The organism is Bacterioplanes sanyensis (assembly GCF_014652515.1).
In the GTDB taxonomy this organism is placed as follows: domain Bacteria; phylum Pseudomonadota; class Gammaproteobacteria; order Pseudomonadales; family Oceanobacteraceae; genus Bacterioplanes; species Bacterioplanes sanyensis.
The window spans coordinates 254470-272500 of the sequence record NZ_BMYY01000001.1 but is presented as its reverse complement, the minus strand read 5'-3'; the positions used below and the strand labels follow the sequence as shown (position 1 = coordinate 272500).

The following is an 18031-nucleotide window of genomic DNA, read 5'->3' as shown; positions in this document are numbered from 1 at the left end:
CACTGTGACAGACTCGACTGCAGCACAGAAAGTGCTGGTGATTAACTGCGGCAGCTCATCCATCAAAAGCGCCTTATATGCGAATGCCGAAGCACATCAACCAGAGCTGACGGCATTGGCCGAACAGCTTGGCACTCCAGAAGCTAGGCTGCTCATTCATCAGCAGCCTGCACTGGCAATTGACGCGCCACACGATCATGAGGCGGCACTGCGTGCCTTGTTGCAACAGCTGTCGACACAGCTGCCAAGCATCGTCGGCGTCGGTCATCGCGTGGTCCACGGCGGCGAACGCTTCAGCGCCAGCACCGTCATCGACGACGCCACCCTTTCACAACTTGAGCAAGTCTCAGGTTTGGCACCGCTGCACAACCCAGTCAACTTGCTTGGTATCCACACACTGCGTCAACTGTTACCACAAGTGCCACAGGTGGCAGTATTTGATACTGCCTTTCACCAAAGCCTGCACCCTGCAGCCTACCTTTATGGCGTGCCATATGACTGGTATCAGCAAGATGGCGTGCGCCGCTATGGCTTTCATGGCACCAGTTATCGCTATGTCAGCCAAACAGCAGCACAGCAGCTGAATAAACCGCTCAGTGAATGTCGCTTATTAATCGCCCATTTAGGCAATGGCTGCAGCGCCTGTGCCATTGATGGCGGTCAATCGGTTGATACCACCATGGGTCTGACGCCATTAGAGGGGTTGGTCATGGGCTCACGCAGTGGTGATGTCGACGCTGGTATCTTTGACTATATGGCCCGCAGTCGCAACCTAAGTGCCGCTGATATCGTTCATGAACTCAACAAAAACAGCGGCTTAAAAGGTCTATCGAATGATCTAAGTAACGACATGCGCACCCTGCTAGAAGCGGAAGCTAACGGCAATGAAGACGCGCAGCGCGCCATTGACGTATTTTGCTTTCGCGCCGCCCGCCAGCTCGCCGCCCTACATGCCTCGTTACCTGCACTGGATGCCTTGGTATTTACCGGCGGCATTGGCGAGCACGCGGCCGCCATTCGCCAGCGCATCGTTTCTGCCTGGCGCAGCCTGCCATTTGCCCTAGACCCCAAGCTCAATGCCTCGCATGGTGATGCCACCGGCCGTATTAGTCAGCCAGACAGCCCCTTGGTCATGGTCATCGCCACCAACGAAGAGCGCATGATTGCCGCCGATACTTACGAGTGCATCGCATGATTAACCTGTTTATTGCTCCCACCAGCTTAGAAACTGGCCTCACCACCATCAGCCTAGGACTGATTCGCGCCCTCGATGCCCAAGGGCTAAAAGTCGGTTTTGTGAAGCCCATCGCGCCTAACTATGGCGACAGCGAGCGCTCCACCCACCTAGTACGGGCCGTGCTAGAGCTGAAGACACCCGATCCCATGCATTTGGGTGCCATTCAACAACGCGTCAGTCAAGGCAAGCTCGACCATGTACTGGAAGATGTCGTGGAGTTGCATGCTGCGGTGGCACAGGAATGCGACGTTGTGTTGATTGAAGGTCTGGTTCCTGATCGCAGCGAGCCCTACACCGCCAAACTCAATGCTGAAATGGCCAAAGCGCTCAATGCCGATGTGCTGCTGGTGGCCGATGGTCAGGCACGCACCGCAGAGCGCATTCAGGCCGATCTTCGCCTGCATACCGGTTTATTCGGTAGCCAACGCCTTAATTTGATGGGCTGCCTCATCAATAAAGTTGGCGGCCCGGCCAGTGAAACTGGCTTGCCGACCGATGAGATCGCCAGTGAGCGCTACATCATTGATCAATGTACCGAGCAGCAAGCCTGGGACATCAAGCTCGATAACTGTCCGGTACTGGGAGTCATCCCCTGGCAGGCCGAGCTGATCAGCCCGCGCACATTGGACGTCGCCCGCGCACTTAACGCCGACATTCTCCACACCGGCGAGTTAGCGCGTCGGCGTGTTTTACGCATCGCCCTGTGCGCACGCACACTGGGCAACATGCTCGATACACTGCGCCCGGGTAGCTTGGTAGTGACGCCAGGTGATCGCGACGATATTATTCTCGCCGCCGCCATGGCCGCCAACAATGGCACGCCCTTGGCAGGCCTGCTCCTGACCGGCGGTTTTACCCCATCGCCCAGCCTAATCAACTTATGCCGTAGCGCCCTTGATACCGGTGTACCAGTGATGCAAACGCGGCGTGATACCTTTGCCACAGCGCGCGTTCTGTCGAGCATGAAAACCCACGTCCCCATCGACGATGTCGACCGTGTGTACGACATCATGGCGACAGTGGCCGAGCACCTCGATGCTGAAGCCCTCAAGCAGCGCCTAGGCGCCCCCCATTCGACGCGTTTATCACCGGCAGCATTTCGGCATCAAATTGTTGCCCGAGCCCGCGCCGTGAAAAAGCGCATCGTGCTGCCAGAGGGCGATGAACCCCGCACGATTCAGGCCGCAGTAGCCTGCCAGCAGCGTGGCATTGCAGACTGCGTATTATTGGGTAACCGAACGCGTATTCGCCAAGTCGCCGAAGCGCAGGAGATCGCTTTACCCGACAGCTTGCAGATCGTTGATCCGGAGCAAACACGCGAGCGCTATGTTGCCGCCATGATGGAGCGGCGCAAACACAAGCAGCTCACAGAAGACATAGCGCTATCGCACTTAGAGGATAACGTCGTTCTCGGAACCATGATGTTGGCTGAAGGCGATGTTGATGGCCTAGTCAGCGGTGCCGTGCACACCACCGCCAACACAATTCGCCCCGCTCTGCAGTTGATCAAAACCGCAGCGGATGCACGCCTAGTATCGTCGGTATTCTTTATGGGGCTGCCTGACCAGGTATTGGTGTACGGCGACTGTGCCGTTAACCCAGATCCTAACAGCGAGGAGCTAGCCGATATCGCCATTCAAAGTGCCGAGTCCGCTGCTGCCATGGGCATAGCGCCGCGCATTGCCATGATTAGCTATAGCACCGGCGCCTCAGGCTCAGGCTCAGACGTTGAAAAAGTACGTGCCGCCACGGATATCGTGCGCCAGCGTCGGCCAGATTTAATCGTCGATGGGCCGCTGCAGTACGATGCCGCCACCACCGCCAGTGTGGCGCAAAGCAAAGCGCCAGACAGCGCTGTAGCCGGCCAAGCCACTGTGTTAGTCTTCCCCGACCTCAACACTGGCAATACTACTTACAAAGCCGTTCAGCGCAGCGCCAATGTCATTAGCATTGGTCCCATGTTGCAGGGTTTGGCCAAACCGGTGAACGATTTGTCACGTGGTGCGCTGGTGGAGGACATTATTTACACCATCGCTCTCACCGCGATACAGGCCCAACAACACAAATAAGGAAAGGTCTCGCATGGCATTGCTCACCGGTGTCATCGCCAGCCTATTGCTGGCGCTGAACACGCTGTTTTGGTGTGTTTTTCTGTTCTCTCTAACACTGCTCAAACTGCTCATACCCGTCGCTCGTTGGCGCCAGCAACTTAATCCAGCGCTGGTGTGGATAGCCCGAGCTTGGATTTATGGCAACGCCGCTTGGATGCATTTAACCCAACGCATGAACTGGGATGTGCAGCTACCTGATAACCTCGACCAAAACAGTTGGTACTTTGTCATCTGCAACCATCAATCTTGGGTAGATATTATGGTGCTGCAGCATACGCTCAACGGTCAGGTGCCGTTTTTGAAGTTTTTCCTCAAGCAAGAGCTGATCAAGGTGCCGGTGATGGGTGCTGTTTGGTGGGCGTTAGATTTTCCCTTTATGAAACGCTACAGCAGAGCCTACTTGGAGAAACACCCAGAAAAGCGTGGCCAAGACATCGAAACCACCCGCCAAGCGTGTGAAAAGTTTCGCCATATGCCCACCAGCGTCATGAACTTTTTAGAAGGCACACGCCTGTCGGCGGCCAAATATGAGCACCAACAGCCACCCTATCGGCATTTATTGAAGCCTAAAGCCGGCGGCATGGCCTTCGCCATCAATGCCATGGGGTCGCAATTTCGCTCGGTGGTGGATGTCACCATTTATTACCCAGACGGTGCCCCGACTTATTGGGAGTTTTTACAGGGTAAAATGTCACGCTGCGTGGTGCGGGTAGAAGAAAAGCCGATTCCTGAAGCCTTGCGCCAAGGCGACTACGAAGGCGACGCGGCTTACCGATTGCAGTTTCAGCAATGGGTACAGCAACTGTGGCAAGATAAAGACCAGCAACTAATACAACTGGCGGCAGCACAACACTGAAAGCAACGCCAGAGAAGAAACAGCACGATCGACAACACAGCTGCCCCTCGACGATGTCGGGAAAGGTAAAAATCAGCGCTAAGCGGCGCTGAGGAGCCGCCGTTGGTTGATCTGCTGCGAGACTGACCTTAAGGTACCCAGCTTTAGCCTGTCCTGCCTATTTCCTAAGCGGCGGGCAAGTTCATGCTAGTGCTAGGCTCCAGTTTGTGAGCCGGCCTTGAATTATTGACCCAACGATCACCGAGGACTTCATGAAGGTATACGACGACATCAGTCAGTCAATCGGTAACACCCCACTGGTGCGCATTCGTCACCTGACCGATCACCCACACCTCTATGCCAAACTGGAAAACCGCAACCCAGCGCACTCAGTGAAATGCCGTATCGGCTCCAACATGATCTGGCAGGCAGAGCAGGACGGTGTGCTCAAACCTGGCATGGAGATCGTTGAGCCGACCAGCGGCAACACGGGTATCGCCTTAGCCTTTGTTGGTGCCGCACGAGGCTACAAAGTAACACTGACCATGCCCGAGACCATGAGTTTGGAGCGTCGCAAAGTGATGAAAGCACTGGGCGCAAACCTGGTGCTGACCGAAGGCCCGAAAGGCATGAAAGGCGCGGTAGAAAAAGCCGAGCAACTGTTAGCAGAAGCGCCCGAGCAGCGCATTATGCTGCAACAGTTTAGCAACCCAGCCAACCCTGCCATTCATGAGAAGACCACGGGGCCAGAGATCTGGCAGGATACCGACGGCAAGGTCGACATCTTTGTGGCCGGCGTCGGCACTGGCGGGACGATAAGTGGCGTTTCTCGCTATTTGAAGCAGCACAAAGCCATTACCTCTGTCGCGGTCGAGCCAGCGGACTCCGCTATTATTGCCCAGCGTATGCGCGGTGAAGACATCACGCCGGCGCCGCATAAAATTCAAGGCATTGGCGCTAACTTCATCCCCGACAACCTCGACCTAGACATCATCGACCGAGTTGAAAGCGTCAGCAATGAAGACGCGATGGACATGGCGCATCAGCTGATGGCTAAAGAAGGCATTCTGGCGGGTATTTCTTGCGGTGCAGCGCTGCATGGCGCCCTGCGTGTGGCGGCTGAGCCAGAAAACCGCGACAAAGTCATCGTTGTGGTGCTACCAGATTCCGGCGAGCGCTACCTCAGCTCGCCGCTGTTTGCTGGCATGTTTGAAAACGACTGAGTGTTAACGGACCCAGTCACATTGCTCGATGGCCTGTTGGAGTACCACCCCCAGGCCATTGGCGCCGCAGACGCGCTGTTTGAGCAGTTACAGGATGAGCTGCCGTGGCAGCAAGATCAGATTCAAGTTTACGGCCGCTGGCATCCCATTCCCCGCCTGCAAAGTTGGCACGGCGATAACAACGCCCACTATCGCTATTCTGGTCATTTAATGGCGCCTAAACCTTGGACACCAGCCTTGCAACAACTGCGTGCACAACTGTCAGCATTTGGCTTGCATCATTGCAATAGCGTTTTGTGCAACCTCTATCGCAATGGCCAAGACAGCATGGGCTGGCACAGCGACGACGAGCCCGAGCTCGACCCAGACCAGCCGATTGTCTCCATCAGCCTTGGCACCACCCGCGACTTTTGTCTGCGCCCTCGTGGCAGCCGCCGTCAACACAGCAAAATCGCTCTCGCCCACGGCAGCGTGCTGGTAATGCACCCAGGCATGCAGCAGCAATGGCAGCATGCGTTGCCCAAACGAGCAGGCATTGCTTCGGCCCGCATTAACCTGACGTTTCGCCATATTTTAACAACCACCGCTCACTGACCGATCAGCGCTTCGACGCGAAACATAATCACAGGCGTGGTTTCATAGTCTTTATCACGCTCCCACACCAGCTCTTGGGCGATTTCGCCATAAACCCAATCTTGATATAAATTACGGCGATAGCGCACCCGAGCGCTGTAGTTGTAAAACGTCGCTTGCTCACGATTATCGCCACCGGCCGATAAGGTATACGCCAGCGCCGAGCGCCGACTAAGCTGATGGTACAACCCTAGGCCATAGCCCAAATCGACGTAATCGTTGTTCAGCCAGTATTCCGCTTGCGCTTCCACGCGAAACAGCTTTTCTACGTTCAATGGATGATCCAAACGAATATCCGTCTTTTCCCCCCAACCATCGAGGGTTCGATAATAGAACTGTTGCGTCAGACGCATTTCCCATTCAGAAAAATAGGCATAGCGTCTGGCTCTAAGGCGCACAAATGGATCGGGAGGAATGCCCCAACGAATACCGGTATCGATGTTGGTTTTCCAAGCGTCAGTTTCATTCAAAATAAAGCGCAGCGCCGCCGTGTATTCGGCGTTTTCGACCGACTCCAGCGGGTCAGATTCGCGACTGTCGTCATCCTCATCGGAATCCAACAGCAGGTTGAGGCGCTCGTTGGTATTCGGAAAGACCAGCTTCACACTGATGCCAAAGCGATAATCTACCGGATCGCCCAACTCCCGACGTGTGTACCAAGACAGGCGCGCTCGACTGCCATCAATGTCGTCTTCTGTTACGGTATCGCTAAAAAAGGTATCGACAAAAAAGCCATCAATATTCCCAGAGAGCGAATCGAGATAATCGGCTAACCAATCACGCGAGCGATTAACCATGTCTGCCGTCACCGTGGTCTGCAACGATGCGTCGGGTTCTGGCTCAGCTGGAATCACTGGGTCCGGCGGATTATAAAAATACGCTTTGGGAGGCAAGCCCCAAGCCATCAACGGCAAATAACCGAACAACAACAGCCAACGCATATCATACCGGATCATGATGAATTAATATTTCCGCACGCGGGAAGTGAGCCAATATGCGACGCTCCACCTCGTCACCGATGGCGTGAGCACTGCTCAACGACTGGCCACCGTCGAGGTCTAAATGCAGCTGAATAAACTGCACGGCACCAGCCTGGCGGGTGCGCAACTTGTGGTAACCCTGCACGCCTTCGACGGACTGAATAATACGGTCCAGTTCGGCCGCATCTTGCTCCGGTAGAGCCTGATCCATCAGCACTTGCAGTGCCGAGCGTACAATGCCCAGCACACTGTGCAGCAACAAGGCCACAATCGCCAACGCCACCACAGGGTCAAGCCAATACCAGCCGGCAGCGGTCGCCAGCAAGGCCACCAACACAGCAAGGTTGGCGAGAATATCGCTAACGTAATGGGCAGAATCTGCTTTCACCGCCAACGATTGAGTTTGTCGCACCACCCAACGCTGATATTGCACCAGCGCAACGGTCAACAGCAGTGAGAATCCCATCACCGCCAAGCTCAGCGGAATCGCTTGCAATGGTTGAGGGTTGGCTAACCGGTCCACCACCTGCAGCAGCAGCGCCACCGCTGAGCCGGTAATAAAGGCAGACTGCACCAGAGCCGCCAGCCCCTCGGCTTTACTATGACCGAAAGGATGGTCTTCATCCGCTGGCATAAGCGCATAGCGAATGGCGATAAAGTTTACCCCTGAAGCAGCAATGTCCATCAGCGAGTCCAACAAGGAGGACAATACACTGACTGAGTCGCTATACCACCAGGCCACCAGCTTGCTGACCAACAGCACCACGGCCACCACCACGGATGCCGTTGCTGCACGCTTAACCAGCCGCGCCCGATGATCCAAACCCTGCTCCTCGATGCCTGCTTATCCTGTAACTCAGCGCCATTATGCGCAATTCCCCTGCTGCTGACTATTGACCTGACGCTGCCGACTGCCCATATTAGCGGCGTTATTGCTTGCTTGCGGCTCTGTTCATTGCCAAGGACGCGTCAGTCGCGCAACAAGCCCCCTGTCAGATTATTAAGGAAAGCCCCATGGCGGTAAAAAATGCCCTAGTGGTAGACGACTCCAAGTCTGCCCGCATCATGCTGCAGCGCTTGCTCAGTCGCATGGACGTCCAAGTAGACGCCGTCGATAGCGCCGAAGCGGCACTGAAGTTTCTGGAAACTCAGCAACCAGACGTAATCTTTATGGATCATATGATGCCTGGGATGGACGGCTTAGAAGCTACTCAGCTGATTAAGGCCAACCCGGCAACCGCCGCTATCCCCACCATCATGTACACCTCAAAAGAAGGCGACGACTACCTGCAAGAAGCCCGCTCCCATGGTGCCCATGCGGTACTGCCGAAGCCGGCCAACCAGGAGGCCGTGATGGCTGTGATGGCAACCTTAGATGCCCCCGCAGCCAACGATGAAAAGCTGGCACCAGCAGCCCCTACGCCCATTCCTCTAGCGGAAGTAGATAAACTCATTCAGCGCCATCTGAAGCGCGCACTGACCGAGGCCAAAGCAGAAATCGCCGCCGGGCTCGACAGTACAACTCAACAACTGCAGAACACTCAGCAGCACAACACTGAGCAGTTACATCAGCAACTGCAACAACAATTGAGCCAGCAACTGCAAACAGCACTGCAGCCTAAGGTGCTGTTCGATAAGCTCAAGCCCCTGCAACAACGCTTGGCCGTCGGCGTTGCCAAGCAGCTGGATGAGCGCCAGAGTGAGCGCTTATTGTTGCAACTAGAACAGCAACAAGAGCAGCTAAAACAGCTAACCCACCAGCAACAGCAGCTCAGCCAGCAACTGAAGCGCAGCATGATCATGGCCACCTCAGCCGGCGCCATCATAGGTGCTAGCGTTGCTATTGCATTCAGCTTGCTTCTTTGACATCAGTCAAGGATACGGGATCAAAGGAGCGCTCATTGTCCATGGATGGCCTGTCTGTACCTTTTCTTAGCTCTAACCCGCTATTAGACTGAGGCCGCTTGAAGAATCAGACGGGTTGCGCCACGCCAGTGGTCATCACGTCACTGATGATCTATTACAAGAGCCAGCTTACCTGGCCAGCTAAGCTCACCACCATTGAACACCAGATCAGGGATATAACATGATCAAAGTTGCCATTATCGTCATTGCCGCCGCGCTGTCTGGGTGCGCTGCCACGACGCCTTTAATCGTCGCGGAGGCGGGTGGCCACCAGCTGGCGCGCAAAGATGAAGATCGCAAAGTTAGGGCTGCCGCGGCGTTACAGGAAGAGCCTGACCTACTGACCTACTCCGTCGATGCGATTGTGCGCGGCAAGACGGAAGAAGCCGTCGCCACCTACATGAAAGGCTACAGCGCCCCCAATTACAGCCAGAACATGAAGTCCTTGGCGCTGTACCAAGTGGCACTGCTGTATATGAACCGCTTTAACGATCAACGCGACGACAACAAAGCCCGCGCTTACTTAAAGCAGCACCGCATCGAGTTTCCTGAATCACGCCTAAAACCGCGTATTGATAAGCGCTTGGCCATTCTGGCTCAACGCCAACAGGATGCCGTTGATCTCAGCGCCAAGCAGCTACTCAAACGCGTTGATCGCAGTCAGCTGTTGCAACAAGATAAAACGCCTTTTGATGCCCAGCTGACGCCAATGAGCGAACGCGCCATTGCCCACGAGCGCGTCGCGGATGCAGAAACCGTATACCTTATCCTGTATGACAATAAAGCCTCTTCCGATGAAATGCGTGCTAAAGCTCTGTACCAGCTCGGCCTGATTTATATGAGCCCCTATAATCGTCATGGTGATAACGACAAAGCCCTAGCTTACTTCCGTAAGATTACTCAGGAGTTTGATCAAACCTCCGTCGCCACCGAGGCCAGCAAGCGCATCACCACCTTGATTAACCGCCAGTAAACCCTGCTGACCTTCAACTTCCGAAGGTCAGCTTCATGGCTTTAGCCAGTTGTGCGGCATCTACGCTTTCACCTTGTTGGCTGGTCACGCCGTCCAGCCAAGTTGACACCACTTGCGGGTTGGCGTGCATCCAAGCGCGCACAGCACGATCAGCGGGTACAAACTCATTTAGGATCATATCCATCATTTGGCCCTCCATGCGCACATCAAACTGCAGATTGCTCAGCAACTTCGCGGCGTTTGGGCATTGCTCGGTAAAACCACGACGCACATTGGTATAAACCGTGGCGCCGCCATAATCTGGACCAAAATACGCATCACCACCCGCTAAGTAATGAAGGTCAAACTGGTTGTTCATGGGGTGCGGTGCCCACGCTAAAAAAGCGATCCACTGCTGGTCACGCACATGACGCTCGACCTGACGCAACATTAAGCGCTCTGGCAGCTCCATGACATCGAAACCTGCCATACCAAACTCGTTGGCTTCAATCATAGAAAACAGCAAGCCGTTGCCATCATTGCCCTTTTCTAAGCCATAAATACGGCCATCAAAGCGCTCCTTAAAGCGCGCCAAGTCTTCAAAGTGACGAACTCCAGCGTTGTAAACATAATCCGGCACGGCCAATGTGTACTTCGCCCCCTGTAGGTTTTCCGCCAGCACTTCGACAGCACCGCTGTCCTTGTAAGGCGCCACCACGGACTGCATACTCGGCATCCAGTTGCCCAAGAACGCATCCACTTCGCTGGCGGCCAGCGAGCTATAAACTTCCGGCACCGACATTTCCTTGACCTCCACGTCATAGCCCAAACGCCGTAACAACTCAGACGCCACCGCCGTCGTTGCTTGTACATCCGTCCAGCTCACTTGCGCAAAGCGTACACTTTGGCACTGTGCCCAACTGGTCACAGGCACACAGGCTGCTATCAAGCCCATCACAGTTACAATGATTTTTTTCATATCCCCCCCCATACTTGGGCGGCGATGCTAACCAGTTTAAAAGAGCAGCAAAAGGGCCAAATCAAGACAAAGGGTACAAAAAAGCCCATGACGTTTAACGGTCATGGGCGAAGGAGAGATTCATTAGCTACGAGGCAGCGCCTCGTGTCGCTATCAGTTGCCGATGCGCAACTCCATGCTGGCCAGCAATTGCTCTAGGTTAATGGCCGAACCATCCGCCATGGCAACGCCGTCAAGCCATTCAGTTACCAGGTGAGGATGAGTAAACATCCAATGGCGCGCAGCACGATCAGCCGGAACAAATTGGTTGATCATCATGTCCATAATGCTCGCCACCTGTTCTGCTGGTAGCTGGATCTGAGACAACAGTTTGGCAGCATTGGCGCATTCACTGCTAAACGATGAGCGCGTGATGGTATGCACGGAAGACAGCCCCATGTCTTTGCCAAAGAAGTCTTCACCACCGCTTAAGTAGCGTACCTGATAGGTTTGATTCATTGGATGAGGCTCCCAAGCGAGGAAGGCAACCCATTGTTGATCTTTGTGATAGCGGTTGACTTGGCGCAACATCAAACGCTCGGGTAGTTCGATCACGTCAAATCCACCAAGGCGGTACTGGTTCTTGCTAACCAACCCTTTGAGGTAATCGTTAGCACTGTTGCCCTGCTCTAAACCATGTAGCCGACCAGCAAACTTTTCACGATAAGGGCCAATATCTTCAATGGAACGCACACCCGCTTCATACACATAATCTGGCACTGCCATGGTGTAGCGAGCTTCGGGAATGTTCTTGGCCAGCAAGGTTATCTGGCCTCGTGACAGATAGGAATCGATCTGCTCCTGACTGGAAGGCAGCCACAGCCCCATGAAAACATCGAGTTCACCACTTGCCAGCCGAGCGTAAATATCGTTTTCATCCAACTCGGTCTGACGCGGCCGATAGCCCAGCTCATTCAACAGCTCAGACGCAACGGCCGTCGTCGAGCGTAAGTCACTCCAATCCACCATGCCAAAGTGCACCGAGCGACACTCTGTTTCCGCCAAGACGGTTGATGTCCACAGAGATAAAAACAACCACCATGTCCGCATATCACAACCTTTTTTAATTGACCAGTCAGTAAGGGCGCGAAGTGTGCCACTGATTACTGTAGCGGGTTGTGACTCGGTTCTCAGGCACAAAGGGCAATGTTCACAGTCGAACACAATCAAGCATCAAGCTAACGTAAATATCGTGACTTTTTCACCACACATTACCCAGTGGTCTCAGTAATCGCCGCCTTCAAAATTGAGATGCAACTGCTCGATAAGGCGGATGACTTGCTGCATCCCCTCCGCCAGCACGGCGCGAATGTCTTCCATCGTAATTAGCTCATTGGACTTACCAGCAGCCGGGTTAACCACGAGGCAAACACTGGCGTAAGGGATTTCCAGCTCACGCGCTAATGCCGCTTCTGGCATACCTGTCATACCGACTACATCACAGCCGTCGCGCTCTAGGCGCTGAATTTCAGCAATGGTCTCCAGCCTTGGCCCTTGGGTGGCGGCATAGACGGCACCATCATGCACTGTGATCTCGGCACTCGCGGCCGCCTGCAGTAGCTGATGACGCAGCGTTTCGTCATACGGATGGGTCAAATCGATGTGTTGCAAGGGGCGAAAGTCGCCATCAAAAAAGGTCGACTCCCGACCCCAAGTGTAATCCACCAACTGATGTGGCACGACAATGGCGCCACTGCCCATATCCGGATGAATACCGCCCACAGCATTAACCGCGACAATGCGGGTTACGCCCAATTGCTGTAGCGCCAGCATGTTGGCGCGGTAATTAATGCGATGGGGTGCGATGGCATGTGGTTGCCCATGACGGGATAAGAATACGACGGACTGACCATGCCAGCACCCTACTTGAGGAACCGAAGAAGGCTCGCCTAGCTCGGTAATGATGGGCTTGGCACATAACTCCAAACCCTCTAGGTGGGTCAAGCCGGTACCACCGACAATGGCCGTGATAGTCATAACAGCGCCTCTGGTTAAAAGGCGTCGATTTTAGGCCATCAGAGCCTGAAGTCGAGCACGGATATCATCCGCCCGATCACTGACGTTAGCGGCTTTAGCCATCTGATAACAGTGCTGATTCGACCGCAATGACTGCAAAGCCAGTGGCGGCTGATCACTCTGTCGAACAGTTTCCAACACCTGTAAGGCGCCATCAGGGTCATTGCAGGCCAGCAAAGCATTGGCACCCGCCGCCATCGCTTGGCGAGCACGCTCACCATAACCGCCCACCGCAGCCGCACCAGCCATGGAAAGGTCATCACTGAAAATAATGCCAGTAAAACCGAGCTGCTGTCGCAACATGCCCTGTAACCAAAGCGATGAAAAGCCTGCCGTGTGATGCGCATCTAACGCTGGATAGATGACATGGGCAGGCATGATCGCCTCCAACACACCTCTATCTATCAGCTGTTTGAATGGCTGCAAATCCTGCTCTAACTGGGGCCAGCTGCGTGCGTCTCGCGGCAGTTCGGTGTGCGAGTCGCCAACCACACCGCCGTGTCCAGGAAAGTGTTTGCCCGTCGCCGCCATGCCCGCCTCTTTCATACCATCAACCCAAGCACTGGTCAGAGCCACAACACTGCTCACCTGGCGCCCAAAAGCCCGATCGCCAATCACTTGTGAGCAGCCATAGTCAATATCGAGTACCGGCGCGAAGCTTAAGTCGACACCGCATGCCAGCAACTCAACAGCCATCAGCCAACCGGCATCGCGCACCAAGGCCAGTGTTTGCTCAGGCTGACGCAGCCATGCGGATTCAAAACTCAGCATGGGCGGCAGCCGAGTAAAACCTTCTCGACAGCGCTGCACTCTGCCCCCTTCCTGATCAATACAGATCAGCAGCTCTGGGCGAACAGCGCGCACTGCTTGGGTCAGCCGCCACAGCTGTTGAGGGTTTTGATAATTGCGTGCAAACAAAATCAAACCAGATAAACAAGGATGTGCCAGCAAGGCATGCTCACTCGGCAGTATTTTTGGCCCCTGTAAATCCGCTACGACGCCAACAGCATCGGGAGTTAACTCAGGTTGCGACATGGAATACTGCTAAAGCTGTGGGGTTGTATCCAAACCAAGGTACCCGCTCGCACTTGATCAAACAGTGCCACCACATCCTTATTACGCATTCGAATACAGCCATGAGAGCGTGGCTCACCCATGGGTTCAGAGTCGGGGGTACCATGAATGTAGATATAGCGTCGCTGGCTATCGACCCCATTGCCGCGGTTAAAACCCACTTCTAGCCCCTGTAACCACAAAATACGACTCAAGATCCAGTCACGCTTGGGGAATTGCTGCGCGAGCCGGTGATTATAGATCTCCCCCGTCGCTCGCCTGCCGACAAAGACCGCACCCAGCGCCGCAGATTCGCCGATACAAGCACGCACACGATGCCAGCCACGCGGCGTTTGATGACTACCATTGCGCTCCCCCATACCTTTAGCCGCGGTAGAGACCGGATAAAGATGGCAGGCTTTCGGGGTCGATAAGCGCAGAGCTTGGTCAGCGATGGAAACTTCAATTAGTGGCAAATCAGTGCGTTCGAACATGCGGAGCCATTCCTGAGGACAAAGCAGAAAACTGCCATGCTTGACAGTTTTCGCTGTAAATTAGGCAGCTGTCATGCCTGCCGCAAGGAAAGGTACCAGCTTATCGACAACTTGCGCAATATCAGAACTGGTTCCGAGGTCATGCTCCGCCATAGCAGTCAGCGCATCGGCACCAGACAGCGTAAATACCGTCGCCCCCAACATAAAGTGAATACGCCAAAAACGTTCTTCGTTGGATAAGTCCGGCGTCGCTGCAGTAATTAACGCCATATACTCACGAAACAAAGTGCCATACTCATGGCGCAAGAACTTACGCAAGTGGCCCTGCCCCTGGGTGTATGCCAGCCCCAGTAAACGCATAAACATGCCCAAGCGCCTAGGGTTATCGCCACCGCTACGCATGGAGGCAGACGACAACAAACGCAGCAGCTCTCCCAACTGCGGCGGTCGCCCCTGCAAACGTTGCTGATAATCACGCAAATCCTGCTCAAGTCCCTCACTGAACGGGGTGAGAAAACGCGCAAAGACCGCCTGTATGAGTGCCTTTTTTGAGCCAAAGTGATAGTTAACTGCAGCCAGATTCACCCCAGCTTTGGTAGTGATATTACGCAGTGACGTTTCGGCAAAGCCACGTTCGGAAAACAATTCTTCAGCAGCATTAAGAATCGCTTTGGCGGTGTCTTTTTGGGCCATAACAGCATCTCTAAAAACGGTTGTTTCAAACATACGTTTAAAACAGTACGTGCGCAAGTCTATGAATTGCGTACGAGCTGCCCCCAAACAAGCCGAAGAACACCTACCCACTCGGTTTACACTGCCACCAATACTGTATATATTCACAGACACTGTATAAATAACCAGATGGAAAGTGACATGACCAAGCTGACGGCACGGCAACAACAAGTGCTAGATTTTATTCGCACCTCACTGGAAGCCACCGGCTTTCCTCCGACCCGTGCGGAAATTGCCAAACAGCTCGGGTTTCGCTCCCCCAACGCCGCTGAAGAGCACTTAAAAGCCTTGGCCCGCAAAGGCGCAATTGCAATTATGCCAGGCGCGTCGCGTGGCATTCGTGTTATTGAGGAAGAACTCCCTGGCCTACCCATCATTGGCCGGGTAGCCGCCGGCTCTCCGATTTTGGCGCAAGAACACATCGAAGAGTACTGCGATATTCCCGCCAGCTTTTTTAAGCCGGCTGCAGACTTCCTGTTAGAAGTCCACGGCGACAGCATGCAAGACATCGGCATTCTGGATGGTGATTACATTGCCGTCAGCAAGCGTGATACCGCGCGCAATGGCGAGATCATCGTTGCTCGAGTTGAAAACGAAGTCACTGTGAAGCGCTATGAGAAAAAGCGTAATAAAGTCTGGCTCCATGCTGAAAATCCAGTGTATGAGCCAATCGAAGTGGATCTAAAAAACACCGAATTTGCCATCGAAGGTTTATACGTCGGCGTGATACGCCGCTAACAATTCGCGGAGGCCCCATGCAACCAGCAGCTTTATCTCGTCAACGCCCACAGGCGTTTGCTCAGCTCCCTGCCAGCGGTAGCCTGACCGAGATGATTCTCAGTGATGGCAGTGCCATCAACCCGATGCAACTACTGCCATTGCTGTCACAGTGCAACCATGGCCAGCGCTGGCTGCTGTGGCTGAGCCCACACCCCAAAATGAACAAGCAATGGCTGCAAAGCTTGGGGCTGCATCAGGCGGCCGTGATTCAGCTTGATTGTCATTTAGACAACCAATTTGCGCGCTGTCTGCGCGCTATCGATGCCGGTAACAGCCATTTGCTGATCGAGTGGCAAGGCCCGCTGTCGGTGCTTCAGCGCCAGCAACTAGAAGACAGCGCCCGCAGCAGTCAAACAGAAGTCGTACTCATCCGGCGCCGCACTCACCTTGAGGCGGCTTAGGAGATGACCGCAACTCAGCAGCCTGTGCTAGAATGCGCCGCTTTCTCATCAAACTGAGGTGCACATCATGGCGGCCACCGTAGGAATTATCATGGGCTCGCGCAGTGACTGGCCCACTATGCAGTACGCAGCAGAAATGCTCGATAAGCTGCAGGTAGAGTACGAAGTCAAAGTGGTATCGGCGCATCGCACGCCAGACTTGCTGTTCGATTATTCGAAGCAAGCAGAGCAACGCGGCATCAAAGTCATCATTGCCGGTGCTGGCGGTGCTGCTCATCTGCCTGGCATGGTGGCTTCACAGACGGTACTCCCAGTTTTGGGCGTGCCCGTTAAATCGCGAGCTCTTAATGGCCTTGATTCTTTGCTTTCTATTGCCCAAATGCCCGGCGGCGTCGCCGTTGGTACGCTCGCGATCGGTGATGCTGGCGCCAAAAATGCGGGGCTGCTGGCCGCCCAGATTCTGGGTACTCACGATGCGGAACTGCAACAACGCATTGCTCAGTTCCGTTTGGAGCAGACCAACGATGTGCTCGAGCAACCTGATCCGCGCATCACAGACTGAGTAGCAAAGAGATTTTCCCATCTATGAAAATTGGTATTCTCGGCAACGGTCAGCTCGGACAAATGCTGGCCGCCAGTGTCAGCGATCTAGCCGAGCTGGATGTTCACCTCTACGACTTGCGTGCCTATCACGCCGATTCATTGAACGAGTTTATTGCTCAGGTAGACTGCATCAGCTTTGAGACAGAAAACATCAGCGCCGCCATCGTCGCTCAATTACAGCCTTTTGCCAGCAAGTTACGGCCCAGTCTCAATGCTTTGAAAACCTTTCAAGACCGCTTGTTAGAAAAGCGCGCGCTGCGTGCTGCTGGCATCGCCACCGCCGACTTTCGTGCTGTTAATTCGTTGGCCGATGTCCACCAAGCGATAGAGCAGCTGGGCCTACCATTGGTGCTAAAAACCACAACGGAAGGCTATGACGGCAAAGGCCAATTCGTTCTTCGAACGGCCGATCAGGCGCAACAAGCCTGGGATGCGATTGGTGGCCGTGAACTCATTGCCGAGGCATTCGTCACCTTTGAGCGCGAGACCTCAATCATTGCCAGCCGCTCTGCCGACGGCCAGCTAATGGTCTGGCCGATGACTGAAAACGTCCACCATGAGGGCATTTTGCGCTACTCGCTGTACCCAGCTGAAGCGTTGACGGCAGCTAAGCAAGCGCAAGCTGAGCGCTATATTCGCCAGCTCGCCGACAGCTTGGATTATGTCGGCACCATTACATTAGAGCTATTTGATACCAAGAACGGCCTGGTAGCCAACGAAGTGGCCCCTAGGGTTCATAACTCGGGCCACTGGTCCATTGAAGGCGCCCACACCAGCCAGTTCCGCAACCATATGCTGGCCATCGCTGGGCTGCCATTGGGCGATACGCAACCTAAGCATGCCAGTGTCGCCATGCTGAATGTCATTGGTGACGAACAGCCGGCCGAGGCAGCGGAGGCGTTGCAACACGCCCACCGCCACAGTTACGGTAAAGAAGCACGTGCCGGACGCAAACTTGGGCATATCACCGTCGTCGCCGAGAGTAATCAACAACGCGACGCCACCATTGATCAATTGCAGGCCGTATTACCGGCCGATACCTGGCCAATGAGGTAAGC

Annotated in this window: 19 protein-coding genes; 11 read left to right on the top strand and 8 right to left on the bottom strand. The window is 54.5% G+C overall.

Annotated elements, in window-relative coordinates; translation table 11 throughout:
- The first annotated feature begins 4 nt into the window (after positions 1-4).
- The 5 genes from IE090_RS01345 to IE090_RS01325 all read left to right on the top strand — a co-directional run bounded on the left by IE090_RS01345 (position 5) and on the right by IE090_RS01325 (position 6000).
- Positions 5-1195 carry an acetate/propionate family kinase gene (locus IE090_RS01345; RefSeq protein WP_189386542.1) on the top strand — a complete coding sequence of 397 codons (1191 nt, stop codon included), beginning with the start codon at positions 5-7 and terminating at the stop codon, positions 1193-1195.
- Positions 1192-3306: a phosphate acetyltransferase gene (gene pta / locus IE090_RS01340; protein ID WP_189386541.1), complete on the top strand. Its 2115-nt coding sequence runs from the start codon at positions 1192-1194 to the stop codon at positions 3304-3306. Before IE090_RS01345 ends, pta begins: the two co-directional genes overlap by 4 nt.
- A gap of 13 nt (positions 3307-3319) precedes the next feature.
- Complete coding sequence (yihG, locus tag IE090_RS01335) at positions 3320-4204, top strand: 1-acylglycerol-3-phosphate O-acyltransferase, YihG family (RefSeq protein WP_189386540.1); 885 nt, start codon at positions 3320-3322, stop codon at positions 4202-4204.
- Between the two features lie 251 nt (positions 4205-4455).
- Positions 4456-5406: a cysteine synthase A gene (gene cysK, locus IE090_RS01330; protein WP_189386539.1), complete on the top strand. Its 951-nt coding sequence runs from the start codon at positions 4456-4458 to the stop codon at positions 5404-5406.
- On the top strand, positions 5407-6000 hold the full coding sequence (locus tag IE090_RS01325) for an alpha-ketoglutarate-dependent dioxygenase AlkB family protein (RefSeq protein WP_229815318.1): 594 nt from the start codon (positions 5407-5409) through the stop codon (positions 5998-6000).
- Here IE090_RS01325 and IE090_RS01320 read toward each other — a convergent pair.
- Both IE090_RS01320 and IE090_RS01315 read right to left on the bottom strand, forming a co-directional pair.
- Positions 5994-6980: a hypothetical protein gene (locus IE090_RS01320; protein ID WP_189386538.1), complete on the bottom strand. Its 987-nt coding sequence runs from the start codon at positions 6978-6980 to the stop codon at positions 5994-5996. The two genes, IE090_RS01325 and IE090_RS01320, sit on opposite strands and share 7 nt — an antisense overlap.
- A 1-nt stretch (position 6981) precedes the next feature.
- Positions 6982-7842, bottom strand: coding sequence for a cation diffusion facilitator family transporter (locus tag IE090_RS01315; RefSeq protein WP_189386537.1), 861 nt, complete (start codon positions 7840-7842; stop codon positions 6982-6984).
- A gap of 191 nt (positions 7843-8033) precedes the next feature.
- On the opposite strand from IE090_RS01315, the gene IE090_RS01310 reads away from it, so the two are divergent.
- Both IE090_RS01310 and IE090_RS01305 read left to right on the top strand, forming a co-directional pair.
- A complete protein-coding gene (locus tag IE090_RS01310; protein ID WP_189386536.1) occupies positions 8034-8885 on the top strand; it encodes a response regulator in 852 nt (283 codons plus the stop codon).
- Between the two features lie 220 nt (positions 8886-9105).
- Positions 9106-9897, top strand: a complete 792-nt coding sequence (locus IE090_RS01305; protein WP_189386535.1) for a tetratricopeptide repeat protein — start codon at positions 9106-9108, stop codon at positions 9895-9897.
- A 13-nt stretch (positions 9898-9910) separates the two neighbouring features.
- On the opposite strand, the gene choX is transcribed toward IE090_RS01305, so the two are convergent.
- The 6 genes from choX to IE090_RS01275 form a co-directional block, all read right to left on the bottom strand.
- Entirely contained in the window at positions 9911-10855 is a 945-nt protein-coding gene (gene choX, locus IE090_RS01300) for a choline ABC transporter substrate-binding protein (RefSeq protein WP_189386534.1), read from the bottom strand.
- A gap of 153 nt (positions 10856-11008) precedes the next feature.
- On the bottom strand, positions 11009-11944 hold the full coding sequence (locus IE090_RS01295; RefSeq protein WP_189386533.1) for a glycine betaine ABC transporter substrate-binding protein: 936 nt from the start codon (positions 11942-11944) through the stop codon (positions 11009-11011).
- 174 nt (positions 11945-12118) lie between these two features.
- Positions 12119-12871, bottom strand: coding sequence for an S-methyl-5'-thioinosine phosphorylase (locus tag IE090_RS01290; protein ID WP_189386532.1), 753 nt, complete (start codon positions 12869-12871; stop codon positions 12119-12121).
- Positions 12872-12901: 30 nt separating this feature from the next.
- Positions 12902-13945, bottom strand: coding sequence for a beta-N-acetylhexosaminidase (gene nagZ, locus IE090_RS01285; protein WP_189386531.1), 1044 nt, complete (start codon positions 13943-13945; stop codon positions 12902-12904).
- Positions 13927-14457: a L,D-transpeptidase gene (locus tag IE090_RS01280; protein ID WP_189386530.1), complete on the bottom strand. Its 531-nt coding sequence runs from the start codon at positions 14455-14457 to the stop codon at positions 13927-13929. The genes nagZ and IE090_RS01280 overlap by 19 nt, the downstream gene beginning before the upstream one ends.
- A gap of 60 nt (positions 14458-14517) precedes the next feature.
- Positions 14518-15150, bottom strand: coding sequence for a TetR/AcrR family transcriptional regulator (locus tag IE090_RS01275; RefSeq protein ID WP_189386529.1), 633 nt, complete (start codon positions 15148-15150; stop codon positions 14518-14520).
- 180 nt (positions 15151-15330) lie between these two features.
- On the opposite strand from IE090_RS01275, the gene lexA reads away from it, so the two are divergent.
- The 4 genes from lexA to IE090_RS01255 all read left to right on the top strand — a co-directional run bounded on the left by lexA (position 15331) and on the right by IE090_RS01255 (position 18029).
- Positions 15331-15927: a transcriptional repressor LexA gene (gene lexA / locus IE090_RS01270; protein ID WP_189386528.1), complete on the top strand. Its 597-nt coding sequence runs from the start codon at positions 15331-15333 to the stop codon at positions 15925-15927.
- Between the two features lie 17 nt (positions 15928-15944).
- On the top strand, positions 15945-16370 hold the full coding sequence (locus tag IE090_RS01265) for a SulA-like leucine-rich domain-containing protein (RefSeq protein ID WP_189386527.1): 426 nt from the start codon (positions 15945-15947) through the stop codon (positions 16368-16370).
- Between the two features lie 67 nt (positions 16371-16437).
- Positions 16438-16932, top strand: coding sequence for a 5-(carboxyamino)imidazole ribonucleotide mutase (gene purE / locus IE090_RS01260; RefSeq protein ID WP_189386526.1), 495 nt, complete (start codon positions 16438-16440; stop codon positions 16930-16932).
- A gap of 23 nt (positions 16933-16955) precedes the next feature.
- Positions 16956-18029: a 5-(carboxyamino)imidazole ribonucleotide synthase gene (locus tag IE090_RS01255; RefSeq protein WP_229815316.1), complete on the top strand. Its 1074-nt coding sequence runs from the start codon at positions 16956-16958 to the stop codon at positions 18027-18029.
- Positions 18030-18031 lie beyond the last annotated feature (2 nt).